Below are 16,265 nucleotides of genomic sequence, written 5' to 3'. Positions count from 1 at the left end.
ATGGACACACCGCTGGTGTACCAGTTGTCTTGCCAAAGGCATCGCTGGGTAGCTATGTGTGGACGGGATAAGTGCTGAAAGCATCTAAGCATGAAGCCCCCCTCAAGATGAGATTTCCCATAGCGTAAGCTAGTAAGATCCCTGAAAGATGATCAGGTTGATAGGTCAGAGGTGGAAGCGTGGCGACATGTGTAGCTGACTGATACTAATCGATCGAGGACTTAACCAAACTTTAAAAGCGTAAGCTTTACTCAGCGAACTGTTATCTAGTTTTGAGAGAGCAATCTCTTGTCTGGTGGCGATAGCGAAGAGGTCACACCCGTTCCCATACCGAACACGGAAGTTAAGCTCTTTAGCGCCAATGGTAGTTGGGACTTTGTCCCTGTGAGAGTAGGACGTTGCCAGGCATTTTTATTATCGCGGGGTGGAGCAGTTCGGTAGCTCGTCGGGCTCATAACCCGAAGGTCGCAGGTTCAAATCCTGTCCCCGCAACCAAATTATCTTTTATACATACTTGAATATATCATTATTATCCTTAGGCATAGCCTAAGGATTTTTTGTTTGGCTATATTTATAAACACTTGTTTAGGTTATGATATAAGATAGTGATGCAGATTAATCAGGAGGTTTTTTCATGTTACAAAGTAATATTCAAACTTATATTGAAAAAGAAATGAACGTTCAAGGTCAATCTTTATCTCTATACCAGGAAGAAAAGGAATATGCGTTGCAAAAAAAGTTGGTACCGCAAAACCTGATGATAGAAGAAAAAGAGGAATCTTTACGTTTTAAAGATTCTTATATCGAAAGAGTAGATAAAGAAACGGACGAGCTGATCGCAGAAGAATCTCCTCTTTCGTTTTTAGATACGCCCATTTCTTACTTGAAAGAACACAGAAGTGAATTTCTATATGTAGAATCAAAATGGTTCGAATTTATTAAGCTTGATGGATGTTCTTTTGAAGTGGATGATGTGTTTGGCACATATAAAGTATTAACCGGGCTACATATGCAAAAAAAATTCGGTTCTTTACTAAAACAATTTTTTGCTAAAGAACTTAATGAAAGTCCAACAAGCGTCCAGCTTTTATTTAATGATAAAGATGGATTATGGGATGTGAATATTGAGTTAGATGCTATAAAAGAGTTTAATGAAAAAATGTCGATAGGTGAAGTTCTTATTCTTACATATCGTTTTTTCTTTCATCTAGTGGAGTATGTAGAGAACGAAAAAGCTTAAGAAATGATGATTACTTTCACTGTAAAGCATAGAGCGTAGTTTCTATGCTTTTTTTGATGAGTAATACGTAATGAATGCTAAATGAAGCTGGAAATACATTTACATCTCTATGTTTTTATGGAATGATAAAGAGTATCTTTACCTATATGACTGCTATGGGTGAGGAACAACTATCAAGAATTTTTTCTAGTTTTTTGAGAAAGTAGCTCACATATTAGCTGTTAATAGGACTCAGAGCAAGAAAGCTTCCGTAGGATGAAGTATAATATATACATACAGGAACTATTTTTAACTTTATAAAAAATGTCTGCTGACGTATGGGATTATAAATAAAGAGGGGATGTTCATGTTATTAAGAAAAATAAAGTCTGAAGAATTGGCAGAAGTCTATCAAATGGGATATGCCGCATGGCCTAAAGGCAGGACGTACAAAGAGTATGTGAGAGATAATCAAAAAGAAGAAACATATGGAATTCGGTATGTATACGTAAATGAAGAGGATCAAATTATTGGTTCATTTATTTTGCTTCTTTTACAAACTCCTCGATTAAAGTTTGCTTTGCACGGTATTGGATCTGTTGTTGTACACCAGCTTTATCAACGAATGGGGTATGGCCGTGATATGCTTGAAGACTTTTTTAAAAAGATGAAGATAGAGAAGCGCAGCGCTATTTTTATGCTGTATAGCGATATTCTTCCTGAATATTATCATCAGTTTGGGTTTAAGGAGCTCCCTTCTCATTTACAACGTTATCCTCAATCCATTGCTATGGTAAATTGCAGCGAGTCACAATATGAATACTTAAGTAAGCAATCCATAGAAGACATACCGGCCTATTTTTAAAAGGTATGTCTTTTTTATAGTATTTATCGGCACAATCGTTTACAATTTTATGTAAGCGTTTTCCTTTTTTGGGAGATGAATGATTTTATTCGTCCTCATAACCGTAGGCAAATCGTGCAGTTAATATAAATTTTATTACACAAAACCTTGCTATCATCTTACTAGTAACTCTTATTCATTTCCATACCATACCGATATGTACGTTTGCTGCTAAGTATAACCATATCAATATAAGGAGGAAGCAGGAAGATGAAACGATTATTTATAGCAGGGATGATTTTTATACTTTTTTTATCTTTAGGTGCTGTATCTTCTTCAGCCGCAGGAGGTTTTACCTCTAAAACATATAACGGAAGGACATACAAACTGTACGTACCTAGCAGTTATCAGGGAGGTGCTGCCTTACCTCTAGTAGTTATGCTACATGGCTGTACTCAAGACCCTGATCAATTTGCAGCAGGAACACAAATGAATGAACTGGCGGAGACAGAGAAGTTTCTTGTTCTTTATCCAGAACAACCCTCTTCTGCTAATTCAAATAAGTGTTGGAACTGGTTTGATACTGCTCATCAATCAAGGGGAAGCGGTGAACCAGCGTTAATTGCTGGAATGGTCAATCAAATAAAAAGCAGTTATTCAATAGATGCCGACCAAGTCTTTGTTGGAGGGCTATCTGCTGGAGCAGCTATGAGTGTTATTATGGGAGCTACTTATCCAGACATATTTGCGGCTATCAGCGTTGGGGCTGGCTTAGAATATAAAGCAGCGACTAATGTGACAGGTGCTTATACAGCAATGAGCAGTGGAGGTCCTAATCCTATCCAACAAGGAGATTTAGCCTATTCAGCCATGGGAGATCATAAACGAGTGGTTCCAGTTATTTTGTTTCATGGGACAGCTGACTACACTGTTGCGCCTATAAATGCGCATCAAATATTATCGCAATGGGCTCAAACAAATGATAGAGCGTCTGATGGGCTGGATAATAACGATATTGATGATACGGCAGATCAAACTGCAACAGGTACAGTATCTGGTGGAAGAAGCTATACGCAATATATTTACAAAGATACAGCAGGAAAAACAGTAATGGAAAAGTACATGATAGAAGGAATGGGACATGCTTGGTCAGGGGGAAGTACATCCGGTTCTTATACAGATCCTAAAGGACCAAATGCAACTAAATTAAGCTGGAACTTTTTTAAAAGCCATCCGAAAAATGGTGATGCTCCTAATCCAGGAGATATATCCCCACCGGTTACAGCTGCTTCACCAGCGGGAGGAACGTATGGAAGTTCTGTTTCTGTTACATTATCAACCAATGAACCTGCCACCACTTACTATACATTAGATGGAAGCATACCAACTGTTAATTCTCTAAAGTACTCTGAGCCTATTACCATCAACTCTAGCAAAACAGTAAAGTTTTTTAGTGTAGACGCAGCGGGTAACCAAGAGGAAGTAAAGACGGAAGTTTATCAAATTTCTGGAACTTCAGAGAAATCTTCAGTATTTTCTTCACTTGCTGCTGAAGATGGATTTATCGGAAACTTATCAGCTGACGGTATGAGTAGTTCTATTCATAAAATTGGGGATAAAGGAATGTACAATACCGACACATACCGAACCATTTTATCTTTTGACACAGGTTCTTTACCTGATGATGCAATCATTACGGATGTATCTTTAAAAATTTATCGCAAATCTTCAACTGGTAATATTTCATCTTTGAAAGGCGATATTAAAAGCGGTGTATTTGGAACTAGCAGTGCTTTAGAACAAATAGATTATCAGGCTTCACCATCTATTTCAGGAGGCTTCCAAATATCAGTGCCTTCACTCAATAATGGATATACAACTATTCAACTTCCTTCCTCGCTTTGGGGATATATGAATAGGACCGGCAAAACTCAGTTTCGCTTGTCAAGCTCAGGTCCAGCGGACTTTTTAAGTGACGTAGTTGAAATTTATGGGGGCGACAATCCTGCATATGCTCCAACTTTAACTGTTTCATATCAGTAAAAAAACCTTCTAAAAGCTAACTGCTTTTAGAAGGTTTTTTTTGCTGATAAGTTACTTTTATCACCGAATACAACTCCAACTTTTTATAGAGTTTTCTTCAAATTTTGACATGATTTTGATGAAATTTAATCATTATTCAAAAATGAATTGTCAGAAATATTACAAGAAAATGTTTAAAATTAATTAAATCCGTAATAAAAGTAAAATATTCCTGTAATGGAAGTGAAATGAACAGGTGGTATCATTCAGTCATTGAGTAAATAAGGAGGTATTCGGAAAATGAAGAAATTTGTATTTACTCTAGGGACAACGGCAATTCTTTCAGCAGGATTTGTAGGTGCAGCATCTGCCTCTACAAGCGGAACGTATGAAGTACAAAAAGGTGACACTTTATGGAAAATCGCTCAAAATCATAATGTGAGCGTAGACGAGCTAAAAGATGCTAATAAATTAACATCAACACTAATTTATCCAAATCAGACACTAAACTTATCTAGCATAAAAGAAATCGTACATACTGTAAAACGTGGTGACACTTTGTGGTCAATCGGTCAACATTATGGCGTAACAGTAGAAGAAATTAAAGAATGGAACGGTTTAACATCAGACTTAGTTTTCCCTGGAGAACAATTTAAAATTAAAACGGCACAAGCAGCTCAATCTCAAACAGCTAGTGCGCCAGTAGCAAAGGCAGCTCCACAAGCGCAGCAGTCTCAAACGGCACAAGCTCAGCAAGAACAAGCAGCACAAGAACAAACGCAAAAAGAACAAGAGCAAGCTCAAGCAGCACAAGCACAGGTAGCACAAGAGCAAGCACAAAAAGAACAAGAGCAAGCTCAAGCAGCACAAGCACAGGCAGCACAAGAACAAGCACAAAAAGAACAAGAGCAAGCTCAAGCAGCACAAGCACAGGCAGCACAAGAGCAAGCACAAAAAGAACAAGAGCAAGCTCAAGCAGCACAAGCACAGGCAGCACAAGAGCAGGCACAAAAAGAACAAGAGCAAGCTCAAGTAGCAGCACAAGCACAGGCAGCACAAGAGCAGGCACAAAAAGAACAAGAGCAAGCTCAAGCAGCAGCACAAGCACAGGCAGCACAAGAGCAAGCACAAAAAGAACAAGAGCAAGCTCAAGCAGCAGCACAAGAGCAAGCACAAAAAGAACAAGCAGCTCAGCAACAGCAACAAGCAGCTCAACAGCAGCAACAGCAGTCTCAACAGCAAGCTAGCGGCAAGTCTATGACTGTTGAAGCAACAGCTTATACAGCTAACTGTGCTGGATGCAGTGGTACAACAGCTACTGGAGTAAATTTAAAATCAAATCCAAATCAACGAGTAATTGCGGTTGATCCTAGCGTTATTCCATTAGGTTCAAAAGTATACGTTGAAGGTTATGGTCAAGCTGTAGCAGCAGATACAGGTGGCGCAATTAAAGGAAATCGAATTGATGTATTCGTTTCTTCAGATAGTGCTGCACAAGACTGGGGCAGAAGATCAGTTAAAATTACAGTTATCGACTAATACTAGTCTTATAGAATAGAAGTAAAGAGAGATGTCTTTTAGGAGACATCTCTTTTTTTATGCTTAAAATGAACGTTTGAAAAAATTAGGTCCGGGCATACTAAAATTTATAGTAGGAATTAGTTTGTTATATTAGTAATTATTTCTTGATTTGTATACAATGTTTGAGTGTCCTAAAAAGCTGAAAATATGTCAGGAGTATAGAAATATGAAACTTTGTAAAAAAATAGCTTTACTAATAGTGCTGGGTGTTATCGCAGGATTCTCGTATCTAGGCTATCAGGGATTATTTCAGCACGATGATCATTTGAATACGTCTGATCATAATCCTTTATCTTCTTCTAAACAGAAGCAGAATAGTATAGAAATTGTAGGGAACCCAGAATCCATTGCTGTGTTAGTAAACAAGCAAAATCTTCTTCCTGATCACTATGAACCCACTGACCTTGTATACCCAGACGTTCGGTTTGTATTTAAAGAAAAAATCGAAAAGCGCCAAATGCGTACAGAAGCAGCAAAAGCATTAGAAAGGATGTTTTCAGCTGCTGAACGAGAAGGAATTTACCTAGCCGGTGTTTCTGCCTATCGTTCTCAAAGTCGTCAAGAATCTCTTTATCAAGCGTATATAAAACAAGATGGAGAAGCGGCAGCTAATCATTACAGTGCTCATCCAGGCAGCAGTGAACATCAAACTGGTTTAAGTATAGATGTATCAAGCAGCACCGGTAAGTGTGCAGCTCAAGATTGTTTTAAAGATACTCCTGAAGCCAAATGGATTGAAGCAAATTCATATAAATACGGATATATTGTTCGCTATCCAGAAGGAAAGCAGCAGATTACAGGTTATAAATATGAGCCGTGGCATATACGATTTGTCGGAAAAGAACTCGCCTCTAAGGTGTCTAAGAAAGGAATTACGTTAGAAGAATATTATAATGACTACATGCAAGTTGATAATCTGGTTCAATAAAAAAGAAGAGTTATATAAACTCTTCTTTTTTTGTATTGCTGGAATATACCCTTACTTTAAAAAGGGGAACGAGGGAAAGATGTAGAGATGAAGCACGGGATGATATATCCTATGCCTTACTAGTAAAAGAGTTAACGTTTATAAATTATAATGAATTTTGTGATAAAGAATACTCATGTTCGTTTTCATTTCCCTTCACATATTCTACAAAAAAGGGAGGTGAAAGAAAATGAGTTTTTACGGAGGTTATGGTTATGGGTACGGATCAAGTCACGGAAGTAGCTTTGCGCTAATCGTTGTGCTATTTATTTTACTAATTATCATCGGTGCTTCATGGGCAGGGCACTATTAATCAGTTGTCCATAAATAAACTCCCTTGAAATAATTCAAGGGAGTTATCTATTTTTATCTATAAGTAGGTAACTGTAAGTACGCAGTGCTTACATATCCTTTAAAGCCGTTGTATTCTACAAAAGCCCAATCAAATGAAAGCTTGTTATCTTTTGAGTAGCCCCAAGCTAAGAAGCTGACGCTTTTTCCTTTAGGAATAGTTGTTACAACTTTGTTGCTTGTGCTAGGCCCTGGGCGTAAATTAAGGTTAGCAGCTGTATGAACAGTGGTAGGGACTTTCATTAAATAGGAAGTACTGATATATCCGGTGCCGCCAATTATTTTAATGGCGGCCCAGTCTGCATTTACAAACTTGACTACTTCGATTTGATCTTTTTTTCTTAATGTATCAAGAATCTTTCCCTGAGTGCTAGGTTTTGCACGTATATTGAGTACGTTTGCGGTCACTTCATATACGCTGAACGGTGCGTTTATTTTTTCTGCTGCACTTGCTGTTTGCTCGTGAGTGAATGGCAGTGTTCCAGATAGAGATGAAAAAGTAAAGCCCGCTGCTAATGCTAAAACCGATATAGATTTTGTAATTGTCTTCATACAAATATCCAACTCCTTAGTGAAATAGGTAATAACTTTTCTATAACACTAAGAATAAGGGTTACTTGTTTCTAAGTTGTTACCAACATATATCCCAGTTGTAAATTTATAAAAGGTCTGTAAAAAAGTTTATTTCACCGACCTTTTAATAGCTTTATTGTTACTCCTCCTCGCGATCTTCCGTTGATTTGTAAAAAGAAAAATATACAAAAACAGATAATACTGTTCCATAAATGCTCCACAAAGCTAAAGCGAAAATGAATTCTTTCTGCAGGCAATAAATAATGGTTAAAGCAACTAGTGCCATAAAACTTATTAAAATGGTCTTTTTCATAAGCACCCCGCCTATTTAGTTTGATTACTCTATATGCTTTTTGATCTTGCTTTTACCCTATAATTATTCGACTATTGCGCTAAAGATGAAAGGAAAAAGTTAAATAAAGCCGAACTTATAATAAAAAGAAGAATGCAGGGGGCGTTTTATGTTAGAACAACATGTGTTAGAAGATATACAAAAGCTACAGTCTATTTGCGAACAAGAAGAGCACATAGAGCTGAAGCTGAATTTTGATATGTTACGAAGTCGAAAACAAAATGAAGTTAACGATTTTTTTCATTATGAAGATAATCAGCTTGTTGGGTTTATTGGTCTTTATGGGTTTGGGAATACAGTAGAAATATGCGGAATGGTCGCTCCTAGCTATCGCCGAAAAATGATTTTTTCAAAGCTGTTTTCTCAAGCTTTACATATATGTAAGAAGCGTGGGTATACAGAGATTTTATTAAATGCTCCTGGCGATTCGGTTTCAGGCAGGGAGTTCTTAAAGCAAATTCCATGTTCATTTACTTTTTCAGAATATCAAATGAAGTGGGCAGAAAAAGAATTGGAAGATGATAATCCCTTTGTTACACTTCGCTCTTCCCAATCAGATACAGATATGAAAATGGAAATGCAAGTCGATGTGGAATGCTTTGGTATGTCTTTAACAGAAGCAGCTGCTTATTATGAACAAACGAAAACGGAAGAACAGCAAATTCATTTTATCGTAGAGTACAATAGTCAAGCGGTTGGAAAGTTAAGGGTATCGTATGATAAAAGCGAAGCATGGATTTATGGATTTGGTATTTTACCTTCTTACCAAAAATCAGGAATAGGAAAAGCTGCTTTAAAACAAGTTGTTTTAAAGCAGTTTCGGCTAGGATATGATATATTTCTTGAGGTTGAAGCGAAAAACAAACGCGCTTTGCAACTCTACGAAACATGCGGTTTCAATTCATATCACGTGCAAGATTATTACGTATACAGCTTGTAGATAAAAAACACGGAAATCTTAGATTTTCGTGTTTTTTATTTATATATTAGATGATATGTGCTTTTTTGAGTAAATAATGAGAAAGTAGAGAAAAAGTGATATGCCCGTTGATAGAAACAGGGAAGGCCATACAAACATGATAGGGGCGCTGCAAGCAAGGATACACGTAAGAATACCTCCAATAAATGCTTTTCTAAATAATTGATAAGCCGTATACCCCAGGCTAATACTGACAAATACATTGATGAGGCTAAGAAAAATAAACGAAAAAAACAAATTATCTCCCCCCTTGTTTTTAATACACCATAAAAGAAATATTTCACATTTTTAGTGTAGCAAAAAAGAAAAAATTTGGATCCTAAAGGTGAAAAAGGAAGCGATCTGTGTTATGTATAGTAAAGTGAATGAAAGCGTTAAAAACGGAAATGAGTTAATAAAGCAATGCAGTAGAAAGAAAGGAGTAATAGGATGGAATTTGCCCATATCTTTACACTAAGTGTATCTGTTGTAACAGCTATTAATGTTTTATTAGCCGGTATTCTTATTTTCATCGAACGAAGAGATATAGGATCTACATGGGCGTGGCTTCTTATTTTATTTTTTATACCGATTGTCGGCTTTATTGTATATCTATTCTTTGGAAGACAGCTAAAACAGAAGAACTTTTATAAGTTATCATCTGATGAGCGGGAATATTTAAGATCTTCAGTAGATGAACAATTAAAAGAACTTAAAGCTACCCATGAGTATCGAAATGATTTATTGATTCAACATAATAAACTGCTGTTCACTAATTTAAATTCTTCTAAGTCACTCGTGCGCACGGACAATGAAATTGATATCTTTAGTGATGGTAATCAGAAATTTGATGCATTGTTTGAGGACATTCGAAATGCTAAAAAAGAAATTAATATTCAATATTATATTATTCAACGAGATAATCTTGGGAAAAAATTAAGAGATGAGCTAACAAAAAAAGCAAAAGAAGGCATAAAGGTTCGCGTTCTTTATGATGAAGTAGGATCTAGAAAAATGACGCCATCATTTTTTAAGGAGCTTATTTCATATGGCGGCGAAGCACAGGCGTTTTTCCCTTCAATTCTTCGCTTAATTAATTTTCGGATTAACAATCGAAATCATCGAAAGCTTTGTATTATTGATGGTGAAGTAGCATACATAGGAGGATTTAACGTAGGAGATGAATATTTAGGGTTAGATCCAAAAATGGGTTATTGGAGAGACACTCATTTTCGTATTAAAGGAGAGTCAGTGAACGATATTCAAGGGAGATTCATTTTAGATTGGCATCAAGCAACAAAGCAGCCAATTGAACTGGAACAATTTTTGCATCGTACAGAAACTCATTCTGGAACGGTTCCTGTACAAATTGTAGCAAGCGGGCCAAACTCGACTACTCAGCATCTGAAAAACATGTATATCTCATTGATTATGTCGGCCAAAGAAAGTGTGTACCTTCAAACGCCTTACTTTATTCCAGACGCAAGCTTTATGGATGCTTGTAAAATTGCTTTATTATCTGGAGTAGAGATTCATATTATGATTCCAAACAAACCCGATCATCCTTTTGTTTATTGGGCTACGTGGTCTCACGTAGGCGAACTGCTGACGTATGGTGCACATATTTATCTCTATGAAAAAGGCTTTTTGCATGCTAAAACGATTGTAGTAGATAATGAAGTGTCTTCTGTAGGCACGACGAATATTGATCCACGAAGTTTCAGCCTTAATTTTGAAGTGAATGCAGTTGTATATGACCAGCCTATTGCCAAAAAGTTGCAGAACCTGTTTCTTGAAGATGTGCAATGCAGTTCAAAATTAACGTTTGAACGATATAAAGAGCGCTCTCTTCTTATAAAATTTAAAGAAGCGGTATCTCGCTTACTGTCACCAATTTTATAATACAAATCATTGATACCATGAAGCAGACTTGAATTTTTAGATTCAGGTCTGTTATTTTATTGGTTTCTCCTTGTAAGGAGAGTTAGAGATAAAATTAAAAAGTTTTACCAAAAAATCCAAGGGTATTAATACTATAACAAGCTAAAAAATGATAATACCTAGGAGGAAGAGAAAATGACAAAAAATGTAGTAGGTACGTATGATTCAGAGGCAGCGGTTATTACAGCGATTCGAAATTTAAAAACACAGGGATATCCGGATAGTGCACTTTCTGTCTTGACAAACAGTGGTCTGCGTCATGAAAATACAGAAGCGATTGAGCATTCTGCAGGAATTGGTGTGCAAACAGTTGATACAGATCAACACTCAAAGCACCATCAATCCTTTATGGAGAAAATAAAAAATGCTTTTACGCCGTCTGAAGAAAAAATGGATCAAGATGTTAATCGAATCGAAAATCAATTAACCGAATATGGTGTACCTGCTGCAGAAGCTTCCTCATATGTATCTGATCTTAAAAAAGGAAAAGTTTTGCTGATGGTAGACGCAGTTGAGCATGATAAACACAATTCAGCTCTAGGACAAACAGTGACACCTGCTGAAAAATCAGCTGACCCAATGAATGAAAAAATGTTATACGGCAATCACGAAAATAAAATAAGGTAATGTTGAAGTAACCAAATGCGATAATAAAAGACTGCGTTCTTAAATAAAAGCTAGTTAACGAAAGGAAGGGGACCGATGAGAAATCTAGAAAAAACAGAATACGAACTTGACTATTTAAAACAGCAGCAAGAAGTTAATCAGAAGCTCATCAAAGTTTCACAGTCTCTTGTTGCTACGTTAAAACAGTATGAAGAAGAACCAGAGAATACGGAAGTATTAGCTGTTCTTGCTGACTTAGAAGGTCAGCAAGAGCAGCTAAAAGCAAAGACCGAAAAGATATCTAAAGAGCTTGCACATTTATAGAGTGAGATGAAAGAAGTTCCTATAAAAGGAACTTCTTTTTATGTTTTATCATAAACAATCTATTGTGAGAGAAAGAGAACCTTATATAACGGAACGTAAACGTTATGGGGAGGTTTTGTTTTAGATACATATAGAGGAGAAGAAATGCGATAAGAGATTATGTAAAAATGGGAAAAGGAAGAACGGTTATTCGCTCTTCCTCCAGCCGTATTGCTTATGATAGTGATTTAGAAACGTCCGCCGCCAAGTTGCTGTTCAGCCATTTGCACAAGACGTTTTGTGATTTCGCCGCCTACTGAGCCGTTTGCGCGTGCAGTTGTGTCAGGACCAAGAGTTACGCCAAATTCACTAGCGATCTCATATTTCATTTGATCGATTGCTTGTTGAGCACCGTGTACTGCTAATTCGTTGCTGCTCTTATTTCTGCTGTTTGCCATCATAATCAACTCCTTTTATAAGGTTAAGATTATGATTTGATTAATAGATAGTTTTTATACATAAAATAAAAAAATTTTTTCAGGGACTTATAGAATATGCTTATTGGAATAAAGAACCAAAAGTTTCCGCTAGGTAACGGAAAATAATTATGTGTAGAAAGAGAGAGAGGGCAAGTAAAATAGAACACAAGTAAGTAAGCGGTTACAAAACGATTAAGATAGAAGGAGAATTTTAATATTCCTATTCTATTTAAAAGGAGGAGATTTGCTATGTATCAAAGGTTAAAAAAGTCTGTACTATTGGCTATTACATTGAGTTTAGCAATTGGCATTGTACTCTCTTATGAGAAAGCAGCGCTGGCGAAGCAGACGCACGAAAAATCTACATCCTATCGTACAGTGACAGAGATTTATGACTGGGGAGCGGCGATCACAAAAATTATTATTGACTTAGGTGAACCTGTTCCAACCAATTCACTTACAAAAGAAACGTTTAAGGTGCATGTGGCTCGAAGTGATAGTCGATTAGAACCGTCTTTATTGGAACAAGGAGGTCGTACAGTAAAAAAAGCCTATGTATCCGATAAAGATGGACAACCAGCCGTACATACTGGAAAATATGCAGTTTTAGAAATGGAAGTTGGACCAGCTGTTTCATTAGGAGCACCACTAAATTACGATGAATAGGGTACAGGGTTAAATGCATGGATAGACAGTCAATATACCATTACTCAGCAAAAAGACATGATAACAAATAAAGGAAAGTTGTCAGGGCTTGTAGTGAAACAGTTTGCGGGAGAGAAAAAAGAACTCGTAGATGATTTTACAATTAAAAAAGGTATATATCAAAATATAGAATTAGCATACGCAAGTCATGCACCGGCAAAGGATAAGAAAAAGAATCCATTAATCATTTGGCTACATGGTGGAGGAGAGGGAGGAACAGATGCAACAATTCCCTTATCTGCCAATAAAGCTGTTAGTTTTATCACAAAAGAAACTCAGGCTTATTTTGAAGGTGCCTACGTTTTAGTACCGCAAGCGCCAACAAAATGGATGGATGGTTATACGAGTAAAGCGGATGGAACTTCTATTTATAAAGAATCACTGATGGCCTTAATTGAAGAATATGTTTCTAAAAACCCTGATATTGATCCCAATAGAATCTATATCGGAGGAGCATCTAATGGCGGATATATGACTATGCTTATGATTCGTGATTATCCAAAATACTTTGCAGCAGCATTTCCAGTATGTGAAGGACTAAATGATAGATTAATTACGAATCAAGATATTGAAAAGATGAAAGAAACACCTATTTGGTTCGTAGCCGCCAAGAATGATACGGTCCTTCCGCCAACAATTAACACTCTTCCAACTTATGAACGTTTGGTGAAAAGCCATGCAAATAATGTTTATTTATCACTATTTGAGGATGTCCATGACACCACAGGCTTGTATAAAAATAACGATGGTTCGCCCTATCAGTATAATGGACATTCATCTTGGATATATCTGTATAATAATGAGCCCAACGCTAAAATAAACGGAAGCACAACAAGCATAATGGAATGGATGAGCAAACAATCGTTGAAAAATTAATCATTTTAAAAAAAGCTGTTGCACATTGAACAGCTTTTTTATTTCTCTTTTAAAACGAAAGATTGTATCTAAAATAAACGATTGAATACTTTCGTGATAAAATAAGGAAAGAAATCACGAAGAAAGGAACAGTGAAAGTGAAACCAACCATTTACGATGTTGCGAAAAAAGCAGGGGTATCAATAGCCACTGTATCCAAAGTAATCAATCAAACAGGCCGTATTAGTGAAAAAACGATAAAAAAAGTGAATGAAGTAATGATGGAATTAGATTATCAGCCTAGCAGTGTTGCAGCGGCGTTAACAGGAAAAAAGACGTACACGATCGGTGTTCTAGTTCCTGATATCTCGAATCCTTTTTTTGCAGAGGTAGCAAGAGCTTTTGAAAATAGTGCTAGAGCAGCGGGATACACGCTTTTTTTATGCAGTACAGATCATCAAACTGCGCGCGAACATGAATATATAGATCTTTTATTTAAAAAACAAGTAGATGGAATCATTATCGCAACCGAACTAAATGATACGAAGCTCGTAAAGAAGATCGTGAAGCATGATGTACCGCTTGTATTGTTTTCAGTTGACCATCCTTCTATTTCAACGCATGTAGTGACAATTGATAACGTTCGCGGAGGATATATCGCAGGTACGTATTTAATAGAAAAAGGTCATCAATCGGTAACGATTATGACTGAAAAAGATAGAAAAAGCAGTGAGGGACGATTAGCGGGATTTAAACAAGCGCTCACAGAAGCAAATTTATCACTAGAAAATCAATCCATTATCAGCTGTTATTCAACAGTAGAAGATAGCAGGAGAGCAAGTAAACAGCTGCTTTCCTTGCCTAATAGGCCAACAGCAGTCTTTGCATGTACAGATCTAATTGGGGTATCGCTCATAAACGAGGCAAGAAAGCAGGGGCTTTCGATCCCGGGAGATCTGTCGGTAATTGGATTCGATAATACGATTTATGCTGATATTGCTGAGCCGGGTTTGACAACGATTGAACAACCCATTTCTCAGATGGCTACTAGTACGTTTGAACAGCTGTTAAAGTCTATGAAAAAAGAAGAGCATGCGAAACAGCGAGTAACGATTATTCCCGAACTAGTAGAACGTGCGTCGGTAAAAAAGTTATAAAATAGAGAAAGTAAAAAAGCTGCAGGTGTCTCAACACCTGCAGCTTTTTCTTCTTAAGCATATTTATAGAGAGACCGGACTTTTGACTTCGTTTATTGTTTCGCCTTTAATAGTTGTCTCTGTTGGAATCGTAAGGAAACCAGTTAGAAAAGCACCAAAGAAGTATAAGCAAGCAAAGATCCAAATTACGCCGCCCGTGCCCAAAAGACCAATAAAAACGGTCACAATTAAAGGACCTACAAAAGCAGAAAGTCCAGATCCTAAGTTCAACACAGACATTGCAGCTCCTTTATTCTCCGGAGCTAAAGAAGGCACTAACGCTGTAAGAGGGACATAACCTGCTAGCGTTGCACCGTAACAGCATGCGACAATCATCATTACCCAATAATTATGTCCGACGAATTGCGGTACATAGTAGAGAGCAAGTGTTACAATTCCGCATCCAACTCCGCCAAACCATTTGATTGTATTTACCCAGCCAAACTTATCTCCAACAATACCAAAAATAATATTAAAAGCCATATTCACAAAAAACAATGTACCCCAAATTTGCAACCATTCACTCATCGTAAAATCATGTTTCATCATATATGTTGGCAAGAAAACAACAAATCCAAATTGAGCAGCAGAGTTAATAATCTTTACGATACCGCCGATTCCTACTTTAGGGTTCTCAAATGCAATTGTAATCCCTTTCATTAATTCTTTTGTTTTATTATCGTTTACTTTTTGTACGGTAAACTTGTCTTTATTCATAATAATCGAAAAGATTCCACCGATCAAAACAAAAAGTAAACCACTCCATAAGGTAGCGATTTCTCCAATTTTTGGAACCATATAACTTGAGTAAAAGGCTCCGATTACGCTTAATCCGAGCTGGAAGACAAACCAAAACCAGCCTACTGCTTTTGAAAGCATTTCCTGGGGCGTGCGGTAAGACACCCAGACCAAGAATGAGTAAGCAAATAAAGGATAACCAAATCCTCTAAGAGCATAACAAATTAGTATAATTGTGTAATTCATAATATGAAGTCCTAAACCTATAAATCCAATTGAACCAATAATAAAGGATATCAAGCCGAATGCCATTGCTTTTCTAGGACCCCACAGTTGAACCAGTACGCCGGAGAACCAGGAAGAAACAGAGACCGTAATGCCGTAAACAGTAAACAGTAAAGCAGCATGTTCAATGGTTAAACCTCGTTCTACAAGATAAGGAGATAACCATCCTTGTTCTAAACCATCGCCAATCATAAAAACAATAATACCTATGTATCCCCACGTTAAATGAGAAGGGATCCCAATCCTGTCTAAAGCCGTTTTTCTGGAAATAAATTCATTCATTTTCCACA

General features: G+C 36.9%; 15 protein-coding genes, 1 tRNA gene, 2 rRNA genes and 1 pseudogene. 15 read left to right on the top strand and 4 right to left on the bottom strand.

Going from position 1 to position 16,265, the window contains the following annotated elements; translation table 11 throughout:
- The 9 genes from AC0KUU_RS27030 to AC0KUU_RS26990 form a co-directional block, all read left to right on the top strand.
- Nucleotides 1-229, top strand: a 23S ribosomal RNA gene (locus AC0KUU_RS27030); the annotation flags it as partial.
- Nucleotides 230-291: 62 nt separating this feature from the next.
- Nucleotides 292-407, top strand: a 5S ribosomal RNA gene (gene rrf, locus AC0KUU_RS27025).
- An 11-nt stretch (nt 408-418) separates the two neighbouring features.
- A tRNA-Met gene (locus tag AC0KUU_RS27020) sits at nt 419-495 on the top strand.
- A 139-nt stretch (nt 496-634) separates the two neighbouring features.
- Nucleotides 635-1,240, top strand: coding sequence for a hypothetical protein (locus tag AC0KUU_RS27015; protein ID WP_043982677.1), 606 nt, complete (start codon nt 635-637; stop codon nt 1,238-1,240).
- 346 nt (nt 1,241-1,586) lie between these two features.
- Complete coding sequence (locus AC0KUU_RS27010) at nt 1,587-2,084, top strand: GNAT family N-acetyltransferase (RefSeq protein ID WP_013081583.1); 498 nt, start codon at nt 1,587-1,589, stop codon at nt 2,082-2,084.
- 249 nt (nt 2,085-2,333) lie between these two features.
- The gene (locus AC0KUU_RS27005; RefSeq protein ID WP_322551703.1) at nt 2,334-4,106 is read left to right on the top strand and encodes an extracellular catalytic domain type 1 short-chain-length polyhydroxyalkanoate depolymerase; all 1,773 of its coding nucleotides are present in this window, start codon (nt 2,334-2,336) and stop codon (nt 4,104-4,106) included.
- Between the two features lie 279 nt (nt 4,107-4,385).
- Nucleotides 4,386-5,624, top strand: coding sequence for a LysM peptidoglycan-binding and 3D domain-containing protein (locus AC0KUU_RS27000; protein WP_322551704.1), 1,239 nt, complete (start codon nt 4,386-4,388; stop codon nt 5,622-5,624).
- A 208-nt stretch (nt 5,625-5,832) separates the two neighbouring features.
- A complete protein-coding gene (locus AC0KUU_RS26995; RefSeq protein WP_237075275.1) occupies nt 5,833-6,594 on the top strand; it encodes a M15 family metallopeptidase in 762 nt (253 codons plus the stop codon).
- A 229-nt stretch (nt 6,595-6,823) separates the two neighbouring features.
- A complete protein-coding gene (locus AC0KUU_RS26990) occupies nt 6,824-6,946 on the top strand; it encodes a YjcZ family sporulation protein (RefSeq protein WP_080781703.1) in 123 nt (40 codons plus the stop codon).
- A 53-nt stretch (nt 6,947-6,999) separates the two neighbouring features.
- Here the strand turns inward: AC0KUU_RS26990 and AC0KUU_RS26985 are convergent, their stop codons facing one another.
- Complete coding sequence (locus AC0KUU_RS26985; protein ID WP_237075274.1) at nt 7,000-7,536, bottom strand: SH3 domain-containing protein; 537 nt, start codon at nt 7,534-7,536, stop codon at nt 7,000-7,002.
- Nucleotides 7,537-7,696: 160 nt separating this feature from the next.
- Nucleotides 7,697-7,870 carry a hypothetical protein gene (locus tag AC0KUU_RS26980; RefSeq protein ID WP_165575601.1) on the bottom strand — a complete coding sequence of 58 codons (174 nt, stop codon included), beginning with the start codon at nt 7,868-7,870 and terminating at the stop codon, nt 7,697-7,699.
- Between the two features lie 148 nt (nt 7,871-8,018).
- Here AC0KUU_RS26980 and AC0KUU_RS26975 point away from each other — a divergent pair, with 148 nt between their 5' ends.
- From AC0KUU_RS26975 to AC0KUU_RS26960, 4 genes are all read left to right on the top strand, one after another.
- Nucleotides 8,019-8,849, top strand: coding sequence for a GNAT family N-acetyltransferase (locus tag AC0KUU_RS26975; RefSeq protein WP_237075273.1), 831 nt, complete (start codon nt 8,019-8,021; stop codon nt 8,847-8,849).
- 468 nt (nt 8,850-9,317) lie between these two features.
- Nucleotides 9,318-10,769 carry a cardiolipin synthase gene (gene cls, locus AC0KUU_RS26970; protein WP_043982686.1) on the top strand — a complete coding sequence of 484 codons (1,452 nt, stop codon included), beginning with the start codon at nt 9,318-9,320 and terminating at the stop codon, nt 10,767-10,769.
- A gap of 174 nt (nt 10,770-10,943) precedes the next feature.
- Nucleotides 10,944-11,435, top strand: a complete 492-nt coding sequence (locus tag AC0KUU_RS26965; protein ID WP_043982688.1) for a YflT domain-containing protein — start codon at nt 10,944-10,946, stop codon at nt 11,433-11,435.
- Between the two features lie 75 nt (nt 11,436-11,510).
- The gene (locus AC0KUU_RS26960) at nt 11,511-11,738 is read left to right on the top strand and encodes a hypothetical protein (protein ID WP_028410211.1); all 228 of its coding nucleotides are present in this window, start codon (nt 11,511-11,513) and stop codon (nt 11,736-11,738) included.
- A gap of 227 nt (nt 11,739-11,965) precedes the next feature.
- On the opposite strand, the gene AC0KUU_RS26955 is transcribed toward AC0KUU_RS26960, so the two are convergent.
- The gene (locus AC0KUU_RS26955) at nt 11,966-12,175 is read right to left on the bottom strand and encodes an alpha/beta-type small acid-soluble spore protein (protein ID WP_016762907.1); all 210 of its coding nucleotides are present in this window, start codon (nt 12,173-12,175) and stop codon (nt 11,966-11,968) included.
- A 270-nt stretch (nt 12,176-12,445) separates the two neighbouring features.
- Here AC0KUU_RS26955 and AC0KUU_RS26950 point away from each other — a divergent pair.
- Both AC0KUU_RS26950 and AC0KUU_RS26945 read left to right on the top strand, forming a co-directional pair.
- Nucleotides 12,446-13,777 (top strand): annotated as a pseudogene (locus AC0KUU_RS26950) (prolyl oligopeptidase family serine peptidase).
- 137 nt (nt 13,778-13,914) lie between these two features.
- Nucleotides 13,915-14,913: a LacI family DNA-binding transcriptional regulator gene (locus tag AC0KUU_RS26945; RefSeq protein WP_013055218.1), complete on the top strand. Its 999-nt coding sequence runs from the start codon at nt 13,915-13,917 to the stop codon at nt 14,911-14,913.
- A 63-nt stretch (nt 14,914-14,976) separates the two neighbouring features.
- Here the strand turns inward: AC0KUU_RS26945 and AC0KUU_RS26940 are convergent, their stop codons facing one another.
- Nucleotides 14,977-16,257, bottom strand: a complete 1,281-nt coding sequence (locus AC0KUU_RS26940; RefSeq protein ID WP_013055219.1) for an MFS transporter — start codon at nt 16,255-16,257, stop codon at nt 14,977-14,979.
- Nucleotides 16,258-16,265: the final 8 nt, after the last annotated feature.

Source organism: Priestia sp. ST2 (assembly GCF_055810735.1).
The sequence above is the reverse complement of the archived record's forward strand: the minus strand, read 5'-3'. Positions and strand labels throughout refer to the sequence as shown.

What these genes read in the sequence shown, in the direction of transcription:
- AC0KUU_RS26990 (WP_080781703.1), top strand. Translation starts at nt 6,824, where the DNA reads ATGAGTTTTTACGGAGGTTATGGTTATGGGTACGGATCAAGTCACGGA.
- AC0KUU_RS27015 (WP_043982677.1), top strand. Translation starts at nt 635, where the DNA reads ATGTTACAAAGTAATATTCAAACTTATATTGAAAAAGAAATGAACGTT.
- AC0KUU_RS26940 (WP_013055219.1), bottom strand. Translation starts at nt 16,257, where the DNA reads ATGAATGAATTTATTTCCAGAAAAACGGCTTTAGACAGGATTGGGATC.
- AC0KUU_RS26995 (WP_237075275.1), top strand. Translation starts at nt 5,833, where the DNA reads ATGAAACTTTGTAAAAAAATAGCTTTACTAATAGTGCTGGGTGTTATC.
- AC0KUU_RS26975 (WP_237075273.1), top strand. Translation starts at nt 8,019, where the DNA reads ATGTTAGAACAACATGTGTTAGAAGATATACAAAAGCTACAGTCTATT.
- AC0KUU_RS26955 (WP_016762907.1), bottom strand. Translation starts at nt 12,175, where the DNA reads ATGGCAAACAGCAGAAATAAGAGCAGCAACGAATTAGCAGTACACGGT.
- AC0KUU_RS27000 (WP_322551704.1), top strand. Translation starts at nt 4,386, where the DNA reads ATGAAGAAATTTGTATTTACTCTAGGGACAACGGCAATTCTTTCAGCA.
- AC0KUU_RS26985 (WP_237075274.1), bottom strand. Translation starts at nt 7,536, where the DNA reads ATGAAGACAATTACAAAATCTATATCGGTTTTAGCATTAGCAGCGGGC.
- AC0KUU_RS27010 (WP_013081583.1), top strand. Translation starts at nt 1,587, where the DNA reads ATGTTATTAAGAAAAATAAAGTCTGAAGAATTGGCAGAAGTCTATCAA.
- AC0KUU_RS26980 (WP_165575601.1), bottom strand. Translation starts at nt 7,870, where the DNA reads ATGAAAAAGACCATTTTAATAAGTTTTATGGCACTAGTTGCTTTAACC.
- AC0KUU_RS27005 (WP_322551703.1), top strand. Translation starts at nt 2,334, where the DNA reads ATGAAACGATTATTTATAGCAGGGATGATTTTTATACTTTTTTTATCT.
- AC0KUU_RS26965 (WP_043982688.1), top strand. Translation starts at nt 10,944, where the DNA reads ATGACAAAAAATGTAGTAGGTACGTATGATTCAGAGGCAGCGGTTATT.
- AC0KUU_RS26960 (WP_028410211.1), top strand. Translation starts at nt 11,511, where the DNA reads ATGAGAAATCTAGAAAAAACAGAATACGAACTTGACTATTTAAAACAG.
- cls (WP_043982686.1), top strand. Translation starts at nt 9,318, where the DNA reads ATGGAATTTGCCCATATCTTTACACTAAGTGTATCTGTTGTAACAGCT.